At 51.3% G+C, this 16,380-nt stretch carries 13 protein-coding genes; 8 read left to right on the top strand and 5 right to left on the bottom strand.

The window, feature by feature from the left end; translation table 11 throughout:
- The first annotated feature begins 65 nt into the window (after positions 1–65).
- The gene (gene ppc / locus JK216_RS12980; RefSeq protein ID WP_212707986.1) at positions 66–2,717 is read left to right on the top strand and encodes a phosphoenolpyruvate carboxylase; all 2,652 of its coding nucleotides are present in this window, start codon (positions 66–68) and stop codon (positions 2,715–2,717) included.
- A gap of 68 nt (positions 2,718–2,785) precedes the next feature.
- Here ppc and metF read toward each other — a convergent pair whose 3' ends face one another.
- The 3 genes from metF to metB all read right to left on the bottom strand — a co-directional run bounded on the left by metF (position 2,786) and on the right by metB (position 7,509).
- Positions 2,786–3,685 (bottom strand): methylenetetrahydrofolate reductase, encoded by a 900-nt coding sequence (metF, locus tag JK216_RS12975; RefSeq protein WP_212710604.1) that lies wholly within the window; start codon positions 3,683–3,685, stop codon positions 2,786–2,788.
- Positions 3,686–3,910: 225 nt separating this feature from the next.
- Complete coding sequence (locus JK216_RS12970; protein ID WP_212711759.1) at positions 3,911–6,346, bottom strand: bifunctional aspartate kinase/homoserine dehydrogenase II; 2,436 nt, start codon at positions 6,344–6,346, stop codon at positions 3,911–3,913.
- A 2-nt stretch (positions 6,347–6,348) separates the two neighbouring features.
- Positions 6,349–7,509: a cystathionine gamma-synthase gene (metB, locus tag JK216_RS12965; RefSeq protein ID WP_212707989.1), complete on the bottom strand. Its 1,161-nt coding sequence runs from the start codon at positions 7,507–7,509 to the stop codon at positions 6,349–6,351.
- A 263-nt stretch (positions 7,510–7,772) separates the two neighbouring features.
- Between metB and metJ the strand changes: the two genes are divergently transcribed.
- Positions 7,773–8,090 carry a met regulon transcriptional regulator MetJ gene (gene metJ / locus JK216_RS12960; protein ID WP_046791907.1) on the top strand — a complete coding sequence of 106 codons (318 nt, stop codon included), beginning with the start codon at positions 7,773–7,775 and terminating at the stop codon, positions 8,088–8,090.
- Positions 8,091–8,198: 108 nt separating this feature from the next.
- Here the strand turns inward: metJ and rpmE are convergent, their stop codons facing one another.
- Positions 8,199–8,411 carry a 50S ribosomal protein L31 gene (rpmE, locus tag JK216_RS12955; protein ID WP_212707990.1) on the bottom strand — a complete coding sequence of 71 codons (213 nt, stop codon included), beginning with the start codon at positions 8,409–8,411 and terminating at the stop codon, positions 8,199–8,201.
- Between the two features lie 223 nt (positions 8,412–8,634).
- Between rpmE and priA the strand changes: the two genes are divergently transcribed.
- The 6 genes from priA (at position 8,635) to rraA (ending at position 16,001) form a co-directional block, all read left to right on the top strand.
- The gene (gene priA / locus JK216_RS12950; protein ID WP_212711760.1) at positions 8,635–10,830 is read left to right on the top strand and encodes a primosomal protein N'; all 2,196 of its coding nucleotides are present in this window, start codon (positions 8,635–8,637) and stop codon (positions 10,828–10,830) included.
- A 164-nt stretch (positions 10,831–10,994) separates the two neighbouring features.
- Positions 10,995–12,020: a DNA-binding transcriptional regulator CytR gene (gene cytR / locus JK216_RS12945; RefSeq protein ID WP_212707992.1), complete on the top strand. Its 1,026-nt coding sequence runs from the start codon at positions 10,995–10,997 to the stop codon at positions 12,018–12,020.
- Positions 12,021–12,188: 168 nt separating this feature from the next.
- Positions 12,189–13,133, top strand: coding sequence for a cell division protein FtsN (gene ftsN / locus JK216_RS12940; RefSeq protein WP_212711761.1), 945 nt, complete (start codon positions 12,189–12,191; stop codon positions 13,131–13,133).
- A gap of 86 nt (positions 13,134–13,219) precedes the next feature.
- Positions 13,220–13,750, top strand: coding sequence for an ATP-dependent protease subunit HslV (hslV, locus tag JK216_RS12935; RefSeq protein WP_087490118.1), 531 nt, complete (start codon positions 13,220–13,222; stop codon positions 13,748–13,750).
- 11 nt (positions 13,751–13,761) lie between these two features.
- The gene (hslU, locus tag JK216_RS12930; RefSeq protein WP_212707994.1) at positions 13,762–15,093 is read left to right on the top strand and encodes an HslU--HslV peptidase ATPase subunit; all 1,332 of its coding nucleotides are present in this window, start codon (positions 13,762–13,764) and stop codon (positions 15,091–15,093) included.
- 401 nt (positions 15,094–15,494) lie between these two features.
- Positions 15,495–16,001 (top strand): ribonuclease E activity regulator RraA, encoded by a 507-nt coding sequence (gene rraA, locus JK216_RS12925; protein ID WP_212707995.1) that lies wholly within the window; start codon positions 15,495–15,497, stop codon positions 15,999–16,001.
- A 57-nt stretch (positions 16,002–16,058) separates the two neighbouring features.
- Here the strand turns inward: rraA and zapB are convergent, their stop codons facing one another.
- Complete coding sequence (gene zapB / locus JK216_RS12920) at positions 16,059–16,298, bottom strand: cell division protein ZapB (RefSeq protein ID WP_212707996.1); 240 nt, start codon at positions 16,296–16,298, stop codon at positions 16,059–16,061.
- Between the last annotated feature and the right edge of the window lie 82 nt (positions 16,299–16,380).

Below are 16,380 nucleotides of genomic sequence, written 5' to 3'. Positions count from 1 at the left end.
TAAAAGACAGGGTTATGCAGGACGGGTAACAAACTCACATAAATAGCATAGGGTGTCAGGGCCACATGAACGAACAATATTCTGCAATGCGAAGTAACGTCAGTATGCTGGGTAAACTGCTCGGGGATACAGTGAAGGATGCGTCAGGGGCAAATATTCTCGACAAGGTGGAAAGGATACGTAAGCTTTCCAAGTCATCCCGTGCCGGACATGATTCCGATCGTCAGGCGTTGCTTTCGACCCTGCAAAACTTATCTAATGATGAATTATTACCCGTCGCCAGAGCGTTCAGCCAGTTTCTGAATCTGACCAATGTCGCCGAGCAATATCAGACGATTTCCCACCAGTCCCAGGGGGCTAATAACCCGGAACTGCTGAAACAGGCTTTTGAACGGCTAAAACAGCAAAAAAACTTATCAGAATCTGACATCCTGCAGGCTATTGAATCGTTATCTATCGAACTGGTCCTGACCGCGCATCCGACCGAAATTACCCGCCGTACCTTGATCCATAAACTGGTTGAAGTGAACAGCTGCCTGCAACAACTGGATCATGCCGATCTGACGGATCATGAACGTAACAGCATTATGCGTCGCTTACGCCAGTTAGTCGCCCAGGCCTGGCATACGGACGAAATACGTAAAGTGCGTCCGACACCGGTAGATGAGGCAAAATGGGGGTTTGCCGTCGTAGAGAACAGCCTGTGGGACGGCGTTCCGGCATTTCTGCGTGAGCTGAATGAGCAGGCAGAGGAAACCTTTGGCATTCGATTGCCGGTCGATTTTGTCCCGGTAACGTTTACTTCATGGATGGGAGGGGATCGTGATGGCAACCCGAATGTTACCGCCCCGGTCACCCGACATGTTATTCAGCTAAGCCGCTGGAAAGCCGCAGATATGTTCTTACGTGATATCGGAGTGCTGATTTCCGAGCTATCCATGTCAGTCTGTAGTGATGAGGTCAGAACGTTGTGTGGCGATCCGCAAGCACTGGAACCTTACCGGGTGATTCTGAAACGTATCCGCAGCCAGCTGATCAATACCCAGGCTTACCTGGAACGCCGTCTGAAAGGTGATTATCCGGGCCGCCCGACAGATTTACTGGTGACCAACGATCAACTGTGGGACCCGTTATTCGCTATTTATCAGTCCTTACAACAATGCGGTATGGGAATTATCGCTAATGGTCAGTTACTGGATACACTGCGCCGGATTAAGTGTTTCGGCGTACCACTGGTACGTATTGATTTGCGTCAGGAAAGCACCCGCCATACGGAAGCACTGGCAGAGATTACCCGCTATCTGGGATTAGGTGATTACGAAAGCTGGTCAGAAACAGATAAACAGGCTTTCCTTATCCGCGAACTCAACTCCAAACGTCCACTGTTGCCGCAGCAATGGGAAGCCAGCGAGGAGACCCGCGAGGTTCTGGAAACCTGTCGTGTAGCTGCTGAGGTTCCACAGGGTTCGATTGCTGCTTACGTCATTTCGATGGCTAAAACACCTTCCGATGTTCTGGCGGTTCACCTGCTGCTGAAGGAAGCCGGTATCCGCTACGCACTGCCGGTGGCACCACTTTTCGAAACCCTTGATGACCTGAATAATGCCAATGATGTAATGACTCAGCTGCTAAACATCGACTGGTATCGCGGATTTATCCAGGGCAAACAGATGGTGATGATTGGTTATTCTGATTCTGCCAAAGATGCCGGGGTAATGGCCGCCAGCTGGGCGCAGTATCAGGCACAGGATGCGCTGATTAAAACCTGCGAAAAAGCCGGTATAGCCTTAACCCTGTTCCATGGCCGCGGTGGTTCTATCGGCCGGGGCGGGGCGCCTGCCCAGGCAGCTTTACTATCACAACCTCCGGGCAGCCTGAAAGGTGGCCTGCGCGTGACTGAACAGGGGGAAATGATCCGTTTCAAATTCGGATTGCCGGAGGTCACTATTGCCAGCCTGTCTCTGTACACCGGAGCCATTCTGGAAGCCAACCTGCTGCCTCCGCCGGAACCGAAACCGGAATGGCAGAACATTATGGATCAGCTGTCAGAAGATTCCTGTGCAATGTATCGTGATTATGTCAGGGAACACCCGGGCTTCGTTGCCTATTTTCGTGCAGCAACCCCGGAGCAGGAACTGGGTAAATTGCCTCTGGGTTCCCGGCCCGCGAAACGCCGTCCGACCGGTGGTGTTGAATCATTACGGGCGATCCCGTGGATTTTCGCATGGACGCAAAACCGCCTGATGCTGCCGGCATGGCTGGGAGCAGGTGCCGCCCTGCAAAACGCCATGGCCAAAGGTCAGCAAAATGCGCTGGAAGCTATGTGCCGTGACTGGCCGTTTTTCTCAACCCGCATCGGTATGCTGGAGATGGTGTTTGCCAAAGCTGATTTATGGCTGGCTGAATATTATGATCAGCGACTGGTTGACCCGTCACTCTGGCCACTGGGTAAACAGCTGCGTGAGCAACTGGAGAAAGATATTAAAACGGTACTGACTATCTCCAACGATGCACATCTGATGGCAGATCAGCCATGGATTGCAGAATCGATTGCGTTACGTAACGTGTATACGGATCCCCTGAATGTATTGCAGGCAGAATTACTGCACCGTTCACGGGCCGCAGAAGCCGCAGGCGAACCGGCGGATCCGTCGGTTGAACAGGCCCTGATGGTGACAATTGCCGGGATTGCGGCAGGAATGCGTAATACTGGCTGATATAACCCACAGGCTTTCAGATAATAACCCGGCAAGGGTGCCCGCGTTGCCCTGCCGGATAGATCCCCTCACTGGTGCGTCATTTGCGGCCGTACGCCCAGCGTATGGCAAATGGCATAACTCATTTCCGCACGGTTCAGTGTATAAAAATGGAAATCTTTCACTCCCTCATGGGAGAGAATTTTTACCATGTCCATCGCAATGTTCGCTCCGACCAGCTTACGAGTTTCAGCATCGTCATCAAGCCCGTCAAACATTCTGCTCATCCAGTGCGGTACACGGATATTGGTGAGGGTGGCAAAGCGCTGCAGCTGTTTAAAATTACTGACCGGTAAGATCCCGGGAACAATTTCCACGTCAATGCCTGCAGCCGCACAACGGTCACGGAAACGCAGATAACTTTCCACATCGAAAAAAAACTGGGTGATGGCCCGGTCAGCCCCGGCATCGACTTTACGTTTCAGGCTGAGTAAGTCGGCCTGGGCGCTTTTTGATTCAGGGTGGACTTCAGGATAAGCAGCCACCGAAATATCAAAGTCACCGACATCTTTCAGCAGTGCGACCAGATCGGCAGCATACATGGCGGGTTTCTGGCCGGCACAAGGCAAATCCCCGCGTAACGCCACAATATGGCGGATACCGTTATCCCAGTAATCCTGCGCAATTTTCCGTAGTTCATGGCTATCAGTATCGATACACGTCAGGTGAGGTGCGGCTTCCAGTCCGGTACGCTCTTTTATCCCTTTAATAACACTGTGGGTTCGCGCACGCTCTCCGGAATTCGCACCATAGGTTACGGAGACAAAAGCGGGATTCAGGTTACGCAGACGCTCAATAGAGCGCCACAGAATATCTTCCATTTCCCGGCTTCGTGGAGGAAAAAACTCAAAAGAGACATTAATGCGTCCGTTTAATTCAGCAAGACTTTGATTAAGCGCCTCGTGCTGATTGGCATGAAAGAAACTCATCCTGTCACCTCTTCAATCACCGCTGCTGTCAAATTTGAACATCCAAACGTTTAGACGTCTGGATGTTTAAGTTGACGAATTCAGACAGCAGGGTCAATTGAATTATCAGCATGTTATGCTGACGGAAATTCATACAGGGTACAGGTGAGGGGGCGTGATACAGGCCAGCAAGACCTCTGGCAGCAGGAAAAAATAAGGGCAGAGGATCACTCTGCCCGACACAGATCAGAGTAACTGGGCCAGCCGGTTGATATCCGACTGGATCGCCCCTGCGGTGACATCACGTCCGGCACCCGGGCCGCGGATAATCAACGGATTATCCCGGTACCAGCGACTTTCAATCGCAAACACATTATCACAGGGTAGTAAGGCCGCGAGCGGGTGATCAGACCTGACGGCTTCAACTCCGACTCTGGCTTTACCGCTGGCATCAAACCGTGCGACATAACGCAGTACCAGACCCATCTCAGCCGCTGCCTCATAGCGTTGCAGCATTTGCTCATCCAGTTCATCCGCATTTTCAAAGAAATGATCAACCGATGCTTCAGCGCAATGCTCCGGTACCAGGGATTCTACCCTGACCTGATGCGGCTCAATATCATAACCAGCTTCACGGGCAAGGATCACCAGCTTGCGCATAACATCCTGCCCTGAGAGGTCTACCCGCGGATCAGGCTCTGTCAGCCCCTGCTGCCAGGCCTGGTCGACCAGCTCGGTAAAAGGTACCGTTCCGTCATATTGCAGGAATAACCACGATAAGGTGCCGGAAAAAATACCACTGAGGGACAATATTGAGTCACCGCTATCCCGCAGATCACGTACGGCATAGTTTATCGGTAACCCTGCGCCGACAGTAGCATTGTATAACCAGTGACGCCCTGTCCGTTTGAAGGCATCGCGAATTTGGCGCCAGTGAGTACTGTCTGATGAACCGGCCACTTTGTTAGCACTAATCACATGAAAGCCGTAACTGGCGAAATCCAGATACTGCTCAGCAATACGGCTGTCGGCGGTAACATCCAGTACGACAAGGTCATCAAAAGGATGGTCCCGCATCCATAAGAATAGTGACTCTTCATCACGAAGCTCTGATTCATCCTCAAAAAAAGCCAGGGTACGGCTGGCATCCAGCCCTTCATAATTCAGCAGGCTTTTCCGGCTGTCGGCCACACCGGCCAGCACAAACTCAAAGCCGGTTCGTCCGGACAGGTTTTCCTGTTCACGGGCAAATAATTCCAGCCAGCGTGAACCTATATTCCCTTTACCAAACAGAACCAGCCCGATACGTTTCTCCGCGCCGAACAGCGACTGATGGAGCCCCTGTATCAGGTGCTGTGTCGGCCCGCAACGCAATACCGCAACCAGGCTGATATTTTGCTCTGACTGCCAGACAAACTCGACCGGCTGGTCCTTGATTTGCTGCCAGAAACGGTGGGCATGTAACGGATTGCGGACGACACCGGCCCCGACCATAGCGACCAGTGCCAGCCCGTTACGTAAACGGACATTTACCGGCAGGCCGCTGCTCTGCAGCAAAGCCAGTGCACTGTCCACCACTTCCGAGGTATAGCAGAGTTGTAGCAGGTAGCGATCCGGATGCGTTCCGCTGGCAAGAGGGCGCAGCTGAGCACGGGCCAGCAGCAGTTCAGCCTCTTTTTTCAGGGCAGCAAAGTCATGCTGCTTCGCGATTTCAATTTCAATCAGACACACATCATCATGGCTGGTAACAATACGGGCACCGGTGCCGGAAGCAAGTACCCGCTCAATACGCGTCGATCCCTGCTCAGGCTGATAACTGCAACGTAACTGCAGATCAATATCACTGACAGAAACCGGTTGCAGAGTACGGGTATGCAATACAGGCGCCGCCAGCCTGGCGAGCTCACTGGCTTCATCCAGCCTCAGCAAAGGTAACAGGCAGGCATCAGAGACTTTCCGCGGGTCAGCACTGTACACCCCGGCAACATCACTCCAGATAGTCACCCGCCCTGCCCCGGCCAGGGCGCCAATCTGGGTAGCAGAATAGTCAGAACCGTTACGCCCCAGCAATACAGTTTCTCCTGCCTGGTTACGCGCAATAAAACCGGTGATCACTACCCGCTGACCTGCGCATTCCGCCAGCAGCTGCTGCAACCGCTGACGGGATTCCGTCTCATTCACTTCCGGCTGGGCTGAACGCTCTGCATATAAAAATTGCCGGGCATCCAGCCAGCGAGTATTCATATCCTGCTGTGATAACAACGCCGCCATTAAACGTGCTGACCAGATTTCACCATGTCCCACGACTTCAGCATAGACAGCATCGGTGACGGGGCTGTCCAGCAGGACTGCCAGACGTTCAAGGTCATGAATAAACGTCTGAATCAAGGGGTCTGCCTGTTCGGCCGGCAGAACGCTGCTCATCAGTCCGGTCTGAAAACGACGTAAATTTTGCTGAACCTGATGCGCAGACAGGCGGTCTGTGTTACTGAGTTTCAGCCAGCTAATCAGTTGATTGGTGGTACTTCCTGCGGCAGACACCACCATCAGGTCGCCGGGGTGGCTATACTCCGCCATAATCCCGGCGACCCGCTGATAACATTTTGCGTCAGCCAGGCTGCTGCCCCCGAATTTATGCAGTTGTCTCATTCCGGACGCCACACAGTCTGATGAAATTGTCATGCTTACCCCTTTGCTGCCACCCGAAATGCATTTTCCAGGTCAGCAACTAAATCTTCATGGTCTTCGATACCGACAGATACCCGCAATAAAGTATCAGAAATACCTGCCGCAGCCCGCGCCTCAGATGACATACCGGCATGGGTCATGGTTGCAGCGTGAGAAATAAGGCTTTCCACACCACCCAGTGACTCCGCCAGTGTAAACAAGGAGAGTGATTTCAGAAAGGTTCTCACGGTCTGTTCGTCGCCATCGAGTTCGAAGCTTAGCATAGCGCCAAAACCCCTCTGTTGACGCCGGGCAAATTCATGGCCCGGGTTGTCAGGCAGCGAAGGATGATACAGTTTTTTCACCAGCGGTTGTTTCTTCAGCGCATCAACAATCGCCTGTGCATTACGCTGGGCAGCCGCCATCCTCGGCCCGAGGGTACGTAATCCGCGTAACAACAGATAACTGTCAAATGCAGCGCCGGTCACACCAATATTGTTCGCCCACCACGCCAGTTCAGTGACCCGTTCAGGGTCTTTTGCAATCACGGTGCCCGCGACCACATCAGAGTGTCCGTTCAGGTATTTGGTGCAGGAATGCACCACCAGATCGGCCCCCAGTGATAGCGGATTCTGTAATACCGGGCTGAGGAAAGTATTGTCAACTACCGAGACCGCTCCGGCTGCTTTGGCCGCCCGGCAAATAGCTTCAATATCCACTACCCGTAACAGCGGATTACTCGGACTTTCTACCAGTACCAGTTTCGGGCCTTCAGCCATTGCTTCCGCCAGTGCCTGAGGATCCCCCTGATCGACAAATTTAACCCTGAAAGCACCGCGCTTACTCAGGCTATCGAATAACCGATAGCTGCCACCATAGCAATCGTGAGGAGCGACCAGTAAATCTCCCGGTTTCAGAAAAACTGTGGTCACCAGCAGGATCGCCGACATTCCGGTATTGGTTAACACCGCCCCGGCGCCGCCTTCCAGTTTTGCCAGCGCCTGCTGTACCACATCACGGGTCGGATTTCCGCGGCGTGAATAATCGTGGGCTCTTGGCTGATTAAAATCCACAAAATTATAGGTACTGGAAAGATGAATTGGCGGCACTACGCAGCCATATTGCTCGTCATCATTCAAACCGCTACGGACTGCGATGGTCGCTTGCTTATGTGTCATGGCGTATTTTTCACTGAAAAGGGGAAAGGCGTACAGAATAACACCCATGCATTGGACGTCAACACATCTAGACATCTAAATGTCTGTGAGTACAGATTGAGCAATAGAGCAAGAAACGCTAAAATTAGCCGGTAAAGTCAGATATCGCCATAATTGCTACTATGACAGTTAACCATTTACCTGTTGAGGCAAAACTATAATGCAGATATCTGGCATAATTAGCTGAACCCGGCAAGTTAACTTTTTATTAATTAAGGTACCCCATGGCTGAATGGAATGCCGAATATATCAGCCCTTATGCTGAGCATGGCAAAAAAAGTGAGCAGGTAAAGAAAATTACCGTCTCTATCCCTCTGAAAGTACTTAAAATTCTGACTGATGAGCGGACTCGCCGCCAGGTAAACAACCTGCGCCATGCCACCAACAGTGAATTGCTGTGTGAGGCATTTTTGCATGCATTTACCGGACAACCGTTACCGGATGATAATGATCTGCGGAAAGAGCGTGGCGACGAGATTCCGGAAGAAGCGAAAGTCATCATGCGTGAAATGGGCATTGACCCGGATAAATGGGAATATTGATCGCGGGAAATTTCTGCGTTTTACTCTTTGCTGAGTAAAAAAAGGTAAAAAAAACCCGGCAATGCCGGGTTTTTTACATCCGAATCCGCAGACTCGTCTGTCAGAAACTTATTTTGAACCCGGGATGCTGAAACGTTTGTTGAAACGTTCAACACGACCACCGGTGTCAACAACACGCTGTTTACCAGTGTAGAACGGGTGGCATTTACCACATACGTCCAGGTTCACATCGTGACCCATGGTAGAGTGAGTGTTGATAACGTTACCGCAAGAGCAGGTAATGGTGACTGCTTTATATTCCGGGTGAATACCTTGTTTCATGGGAGAACCTCTGTAGAAGGCCGTGTCGCTCTCCGTGCCAGGCGAACCTGCACAGCACCACACGCGGTTAAAAAAGAATGTTTTTTTGATGCACTGCTGCCGTTACAAGCAACAGCGGCGCTATATTATACAGAACCTCATTGATATGATGCAAATAAATTAACCATGCCAGCGACAGGATTCACCGTGTACACTACAATTTTGATTCGCCGGAGCCTACTGAATGCCTGTCATTAAGGTCGCACTTCCTGTCCCTCTGCCTCGTCTGTTTGATTATCTTGCACCGGCAGGCCCGGTGCCGGTAACAGGCAGCAGAGTCAGTGTGACATTTGGTCACCGGAAAATGACGGGGATTGTGTATGCGGTAACCGCCCAGAGTGAGCTGCCTGAAGCACAGCTGAAAACGATTGATGCAGTGATTGATCCGCAAAATATATTTACGGAATCATTATGGAAACTGCTGAACTGGGCCACGGGGTATTACCACTATCCGGTCGGCGAGGTTCTCTTCCATGCATTACCGGTATTACTCCGTCAGGGTCGCCCGGCCGTTCCCCCTTCAGGCTGGCAATGGTCACTGACCGAACAAGGAAAAATCACCGCCCCGGAAAGCCTGAAACGGGCAGTAAAACAACAACAGGCCCTTTCTGCTCTGCGTAGTGCTCCTTTGCAGCGCCATGAGCTCAGTCAGCACGATCTGAGTGATGCGGTATTGCAAGCCTTACGTAAAAAAGGCCTGTGTGAACTGAGCGAAATCCCTCCGCAACTCACAGACTGGCGTAAAGACTATCGGGTAAAGGGTGAACGCCTGAGGTTAAACACCGAACAGGCAACGGCTGTCGGCGCGATCCGCAGCCTGGATAACCAATATGCGGCCTGGTTGCTGGCGGGTATTACCGGCTCAGGAAAAACCGAAGTTTACCTCAGTGTGCTGGAAAATATTCTGGCCGAAGGTAAACAGGCCTTAGTGCTGGTTCCCGAAATCGGCCTGACACCCCAGACTATCGCCCGGTTCCGTGAACGTTTTCATGCCCCTGTCGATGTACTTCATTCTGCGCTGAATGACAGCGAGCGGTTAAATGTCTGGCTGCGGGCTGGCCGGGGGGAGTCGGCAATTATTATCGGTACCCGCTCGGCACTGTTTACTCCGCTGGCCAGACCAGGGGTCATCATTATTGATGAAGAGCATGACAGCTCTTATAAGCAACAGGAAGGATGGCGCTACCATGCCAGGGACTTAGCGGTCTTCCGCGCACATCAGGAAAATATACCGGTTGTCCTCGGTTCAGCGACCCCGGCGCTGGAAACACTGCATAATGTCGACACCGGAAAGTATCGCCAGTTAACGCTGACAAAACGTGCCGGTAATGCGCGCCCTGCGCTGCAGCAGCTTATCGACTTAAAGGGTGTACGTTTACAGTCAGGACTTTCCCCGGTATTGATCAATAAAATGCGTCAGCATCTTCAGGCTGATAATCAGGTGCTGCTGTTCCTCAACCGACGGGGTTATGCGCCGGCCTTACTTTGTCATGACTGCGGATGGCTGGCCGAGTGCCAGCGCTGTGAGCATTACTATACCTTCCATCAGCAACAACGTTTGCTGCGCTGTCATCACTGTGACAGCCAGCGGCCCCTGCCTTACCAGTGCCCTCAGTGTGGTTCAACACATCTGATGCCGGTGGGGATGGGGACAGAACAGCTGGAAGAACAGCTAAAAACATTATTTCCCGGGATACCGGTCACCCGGGTAGACCGTGATACCACCAGCCGTAAAGGCACACTGGAACAACATCTGGACGATATTCATCGGGGAGGGGCCCGTATTCTTGCAGGAACACAAATGCTGGCCAAAGGTCACCATTTTCCGGATGTCACTCTGGTTGCCCTGCTCGATGCAGACGGTGCACTGTTTTCTGCCGATTTCCGGGCCGCAGAGCGTTTTGCCCAGTTGTATACCCAGGTTGCAGGCAGGGCAGGACGGGCAGGGAAACAAGGTGAGGTTGTATTACAGACCCACCACCCGGAACACCCGCTATTACATACCCTGTTATATGAGGGATATTTCTCCTTTGCCCGCCAGACATTGCAGGAAAGAAAGCTGGTCAGCCTGCCGCCCTACTCCAGCCACGCCCTGTTTCGTGCTGATGACGCGGATAACCAGCAGGCAGAACAGTTTCTGCTGCAGTTGCGTAATCTGCTGGAGGCCAGTCCGCTAAAAGATGATCATTTCTGGATTATGGGGCCGGTGCCGGCATTGCAGTCAAAAAGAAACGGCCGCTGGCGCTGGCAACTATTATTACAACATACCTCACGTAAACAACTGCAACGTATTCTGAGCCACACACTGCCGCTGGTGACAGCATTACCGGCATTACGGAAAATCAAATGGACCCTGGATATCGACCCGACAGAAAACTGACGGTCATTATCAATGTGCGATACAGTACGAAAATACATCACTGACTGAGTGATTTATTGCAAATCTGGTAACGGAGGCGGCAGATAATCTGCTAACAATAGCCGTAGCTGCGGTGTTGTGTACCGCCTTATCTGATGACTAACTGACTGCCGGGAGTTTATGCTTTGAAACAGAATCCACCACCGACTCGTGCCACCATGAAAGATGTTGCCGAAAGAGCCGGTGTTTCAACAGCCACTGTTTCACGTGCCCTGGCCTCTCCGGAAAAAGTGTCGGTTTCAGCACGTCAGAAAGTGATACAGGCGATGGCCGGACTGGGCTATTCGTCTGCCCTGCTTCCCAGGCAACAAAAAAGAAATGACTCCCGGACGCTGTTAATTCTCGTTCCTGATATATGTGACCCGTTTTTCTATGAAATGATCCGCGGTATCGAGATCACTGCAGCGGCTGAGGGGTATCTGGTGTTAATCGGTGACTGTGCCCATCAGAATTTACAGGAAGTGGGTTTTCTGGAACAAATACTGACGCGGCAGATAGACGGGTTACTGCTGCTGGGTTCTCAGGTCCCTCCATTACACGAACTGGTCCATCGTGATCAATTACCCCCACTGGTGATGGCTAACGAATTTTCTGCCGATCTGGACTACCCGACCGTACATATCGATAACCTGACTTCGGCCTTCAATGCCGTCAGCTATCTGTTAAACACGGGGGTTAAAAAGATCGCCTGTGTGACAGGTCCCGAGTCGATCTCTCACTGCCAGTATCGTAAGCAAGGCTATATTCAGGCCCTGAGACGTCACAATATTGACATTAATCCCCATTATCTGGCCCGTGGTGATTTCAGCTTTGACTCGGGCAGAGACGCCCTATCCCGGCTGATGCGATTACCGGATCCCCCTGATGCTGTATTTTGTCATAACGATCTGATGGCACTGGGTGTTATGCATCAGGCTTCATTACTGGGTATCCGAATACCGCAGCAATTATCTGTTATCGGTTTTGATGATATTGATATAGCCCGGTACAGTCATCCGCCACTGACTACCATTTCTCAGCCCCGTTTTCAGATCGGCTGCGAAGCGGCGACGTTATTAATTGAAATCATCAAAGGAGAACGAATCAATGGCGGCTCCCGGTTACTGGAAGCCAGCCTGGTCGTTCGCCAGTCGACGTTAGCACCGGCGTAACAATGGAGTACAACCGTCCGCGCTGACGAGATTTTTCAGGCAATAACTCAGGCAGAGTTTACTGGTCAAAGTTCATCCCCTTGAGTAAAATGACGGAGTTATTGCGATTAAATATAAAGATCTGGGCTGTTCGCCCGCCAGACTGATGTATAACTTATCGGAACGAATGTGGCACAAAAAGACTATGTAGGCCGCGGGCGTTCAACAGGGACGCAGCGCAGGAAAAACGCTCCTCGGGGTAAAAAGGGCAAGACCCGCCCGGGATTACCAAAACAGATGATCGTACTGGCTGTTGCTGTACTGGTCACTTTTGCCGGCGGTCTGTGGTTTATAACCCATCATAAAAAAGAAGAAGTACCGGAAGTTATACCGCATAAAAATGCCGGTAATGGCTTACCTCCTAAACCGGAAGAACGCTGGAAGTATATAAAAGAACTGGAGAATCGCCAGACCACTGTGCCGGTTCCGACCGAGCCTTCTGCAGGGGGAGAGATAAAATCACAGACCCAGTTAACTGATGAGCAGCGCCAGTTACTGGAGCAGATGGCCGCAGATATGCGCCAGCAGCCGACGCAACTCAATGAAGTACCGTGGAATCAGCAAACCCCGGCACAACAGCAACAGACACTGCGTCAGCAGGCTGCAACCCTGCAACAACAGAAAACCTATCAGCAACAACAGTTGCTACAGGCACAGCAGGCAGAGCGCCAACAGCGCCTTGAAAAACAACAGCGTCTGGAGCGGCAACAACAGGCAGAAAGGCAACAACGTGCTGATCGCCAGCAGCAGGCACAACAACCGGCAGTGGGTCATGCACAGACCAGCACTCCGGCTGTCACTGCGCCTGCGGCAGCACCTGTCAGCAAACAGCCGGCAGCCACACCAGGAAAACACTGGCTGATACAATGCGGTTCATTCAAAGGCAGCGCACCGGCAGAGTCTGTACGAGCCTCTCTGGCCTTTGAAGGCTTTGAAAGCCGGATTACCACTGGCGGGGGCTGGAACCGGGTAGTGATCGGACCGTATCAGGACAGGGCTAAGGTGGACAGTATCGTCAGACAACTGCGCGGTTCTGGCCATACAAACTGTATTACTCTTTCTGCCGGGGGTTGAAAGCCTTCAATCCTCCCCCATATACCCCCTTAAGTGACTCCGCGTACTGCGCGGAGTTTTTTTCTTGATCTAAAAAGGGGCGGCCCGTGACAACGATTGTAAGTGTTCGACGCAATGGCCAGGTAGTGATTGGTGGTGACGGCCAGGCTACTCTTGGTAATACAGTAATGAAGGGTAACGTCAAAAAAGTACGTCGCCTGTATAACGACAAAGTCATTGCCGGTTTTGCCGGCGGCACCGCCGATGCTTTCACCCTGTTTGAACTGTTTGAGCGCAAGCTGGAAATGCACCAGGGACATCTGGTTAAAGCTGCCGTAGAGCTGGCTAAAGACTGGCGTACCGACCGTATGCTACGCCGTCTGGAAGCTCTGCTGGCGGTAGCCGATGAAAATGCCTCTCTGATTATCAGTGGTAATGGTGATGTGATCCAGCCTGAAAATGATTTGATCGCTATCGGGTCCGGCGGACCCTATGCTCAGGCCGCAGCACGTGCACTGCTGGAAAACAGTGAACTCAGTGCCCGTGAGATTACCGAAAAAGCACTGGATATCGCAGGTGATATTTGTATCTACACCAACCATAACGTCACCATTGAAGAACTGACGTCCAGGACGTAAGGATTTTTACTATGTCTGAAATGACTCCTCGCGAAATTGTAAGTGAACTGAATAAGTTCATCATTGGTCAGGATGGCGCAAAGCGTGCTGTCTCTATCGCCCTGCGTAACCGCTGGCGTCGTATGCAGCTGGATGCCGAGCTGCGTCACGAAGTGACCCCTAAAAATATTCTGATGATCGGCCCGACAGGGGTAGGTAAAACAGAAATCGCCCGGCGCCTGGCGAAGCTGGCAAATGCACCTTTTATTAAAGTCGAGGCGACAAAATTTACCGAAGTGGGTTATGTCGGAAAAGAGGTCGACTCGATTATCCGTGACTTAACCGATGCTGCAGTCAAAATGGTACGCAGCCAGGCAATTGAGCGCAATAAATCCCGTGCCGAAGAACAGGCTGAAGAACGCATTCTGGATGTACTGATCCCACCGGCAAAAAATAACTGGGGACAGTCAGAGCAAAATAGTGAGCCTTCTGCCGCACGCCAGTCTTTCCGCAAAAAACTGCGTGAAGGACAGCTGGATGATAAAGAGATTGAAATCGATCTCGCTGCATCTCCGATGGATGTTGAAATCATGGCGCCTCCCGGCATGGAAGAGATGACCAGCCAGCTGCAGTCTATGTTCCAGAACATGGGCGGACAAAAACAGAAATCCCGTAAGCTGAAAATAAAAGATGCTCTGAAGTTACTGATCGAAGAAGAAGCCGCCAGACTGGTGAATCCTGAAGAACTGAAGCAGGAAGCTATCGATGCGGTAGAACAACATGGCATCGTATTTATTGATGAAATCGATAAGATCTGTAAGCGTGGCCAGGCATCCGGTCCGGATGTTTCGCGTGAAGGTGTGCAACGTGATTTGCTGCCCTTAGTCGAAGGATGTACCGTTTCGACAAAACACGGAATGGTGAAAACCGATCATATTCTGTTTATCGCATCAGGTGCATTCCAGGTCGCCAGCCCGTCAGACCTGATCCCTGAACTGCAGGGACGTTTGCCTATCCGTGTCGAACTTCAGGCACTGACCGTTAATGACTTTGAACGTATTCTGACAGAGCCAAGTGCTTCCGTGACGGTACAGTACAAAGCGTTGATGGCAACAGAAGGTGTGACAGTGGAGTTCAGCGATGATGGCATTCGTCGTATTGCTGAAGCTGCATGGCAGGTCAATGAGACCACCGAAAATATCGGTGCTCGTCGTCTGTACACCGTGCTGGAAAAGCTGATGGAAGAAATCTCTTTCGATGCCAGCGAACGCCCTGGTGAGTCAGTGACAATTGATGCCGGTTATGTGAGTTCTCACCTTGATAAACTGGTTGCTGATGAAGATTTGAGCCGTTTTATTCTGTAATTTAATTTACCGTGCTCTTATCACCCGATCTCTGTCTCCGGGCAGAGATCTGTTTTCACCCGATGCACAGCCTCCCGTTAACCACTGCTGATACACATTTTTACTGTTATTTACCCTCAGAGTTTCTCACGCTCACTGCAGGATTTATCTCTCCGCCATTTTTTCTGCCGGTATCTTGCAGACGGACGGCATCATTATTTTGTTTCCCCGCCTCTCTTACCGGCTGATATCAGTGAATAGTCGCGATGACCAGAAAAATGGCATTTCTGACCAATTTATTATTCATCTGTAATGTGATGATGGATCACTTATCCCGGCCTGCAGCCACGGCTGGCTTTTTTGCTATCTTCAGAAAGAACGCGATATACTTTATCCACCTCTGGCAAACAGATGATACCGCTATGAAATACGATACCTCCGAACTTTGTGATATTTACCATGAAGAAGTGAATGTTGTTGAACCCCTGTTTTCAAATTTTGGCGGACGCACTTCTTTTGGTGGTCAGATAACTACCGTCAAATGCTTCGAAGACAATGGTCTGCTTTATGATGTACTCGAAGAAAATGGACTCGGGCGGGTGCTGGTTGTCGATGGCGGTGGTTCAGTCAGACGTGCTCTGATTGATGCACAACTGGCACAACTGGCCACGCAAAATGAATGGGAAGGCATTGTTGTTTACGGTTCGGTACGTCAGGTCGACGAACTTGAAGAACTTGATATCGGCATCCAGGCGATGGCGGCTATTCCTGTCGGTGCAGCTGGCGAAGGTCCGGGCGAAAGTGATATCCGGGTAAACTTTGGCGGAGTGACCTTTTTCTCCGGTGATTATCTGTACGCAGATAATACTGGTATTATTTTGTCCGAAAACGCACTGGTCGCTGAAGAACAGGATGAGGATGCAGAGTAAAACCGCAGGTAAACCGGGTGCCGCAGCACCCGACTTCCGGTTTATTCCTCGACAGAATTAAACCTCATCCATTTTTCCCAGCAGGGTACGTAAACGCTCCTGCCATTGTTGTTGTTCTTCTTTTAACTGCTGATTTTCACGCGTTAATGCGTCGTGATTACCGGCAACCTGTAATGCTTCCTGCTTCAGTGTGCTGTTTTGTTCTTTCAGCTCTTCAATTTCCATCTGCAACAGGGTGATAGTATCAATCGCCTGCTGTACTTTGGCTTCCAGTTTTTCGAACATTTCAAATGACATTTTTATAACCTCTCCTATATCGCAAGGCGTTGATGTGCCGGCTACCATCCTGACAAACCCTGTAAAATTTCAGTAGCTGGCT

It is taken from the genome of Tatumella sp. JGM94, from assembly GCF_018257595.1.
In the GTDB taxonomy this organism is placed as follows: domain Bacteria; phylum Pseudomonadota; class Gammaproteobacteria; order Enterobacterales; family Enterobacteriaceae; genus Tatumella; species Tatumella punctata.
Note: the sequence above shows the minus strand (reverse complement) of the source record. Positions and strands in the feature narration are given on the sequence as shown.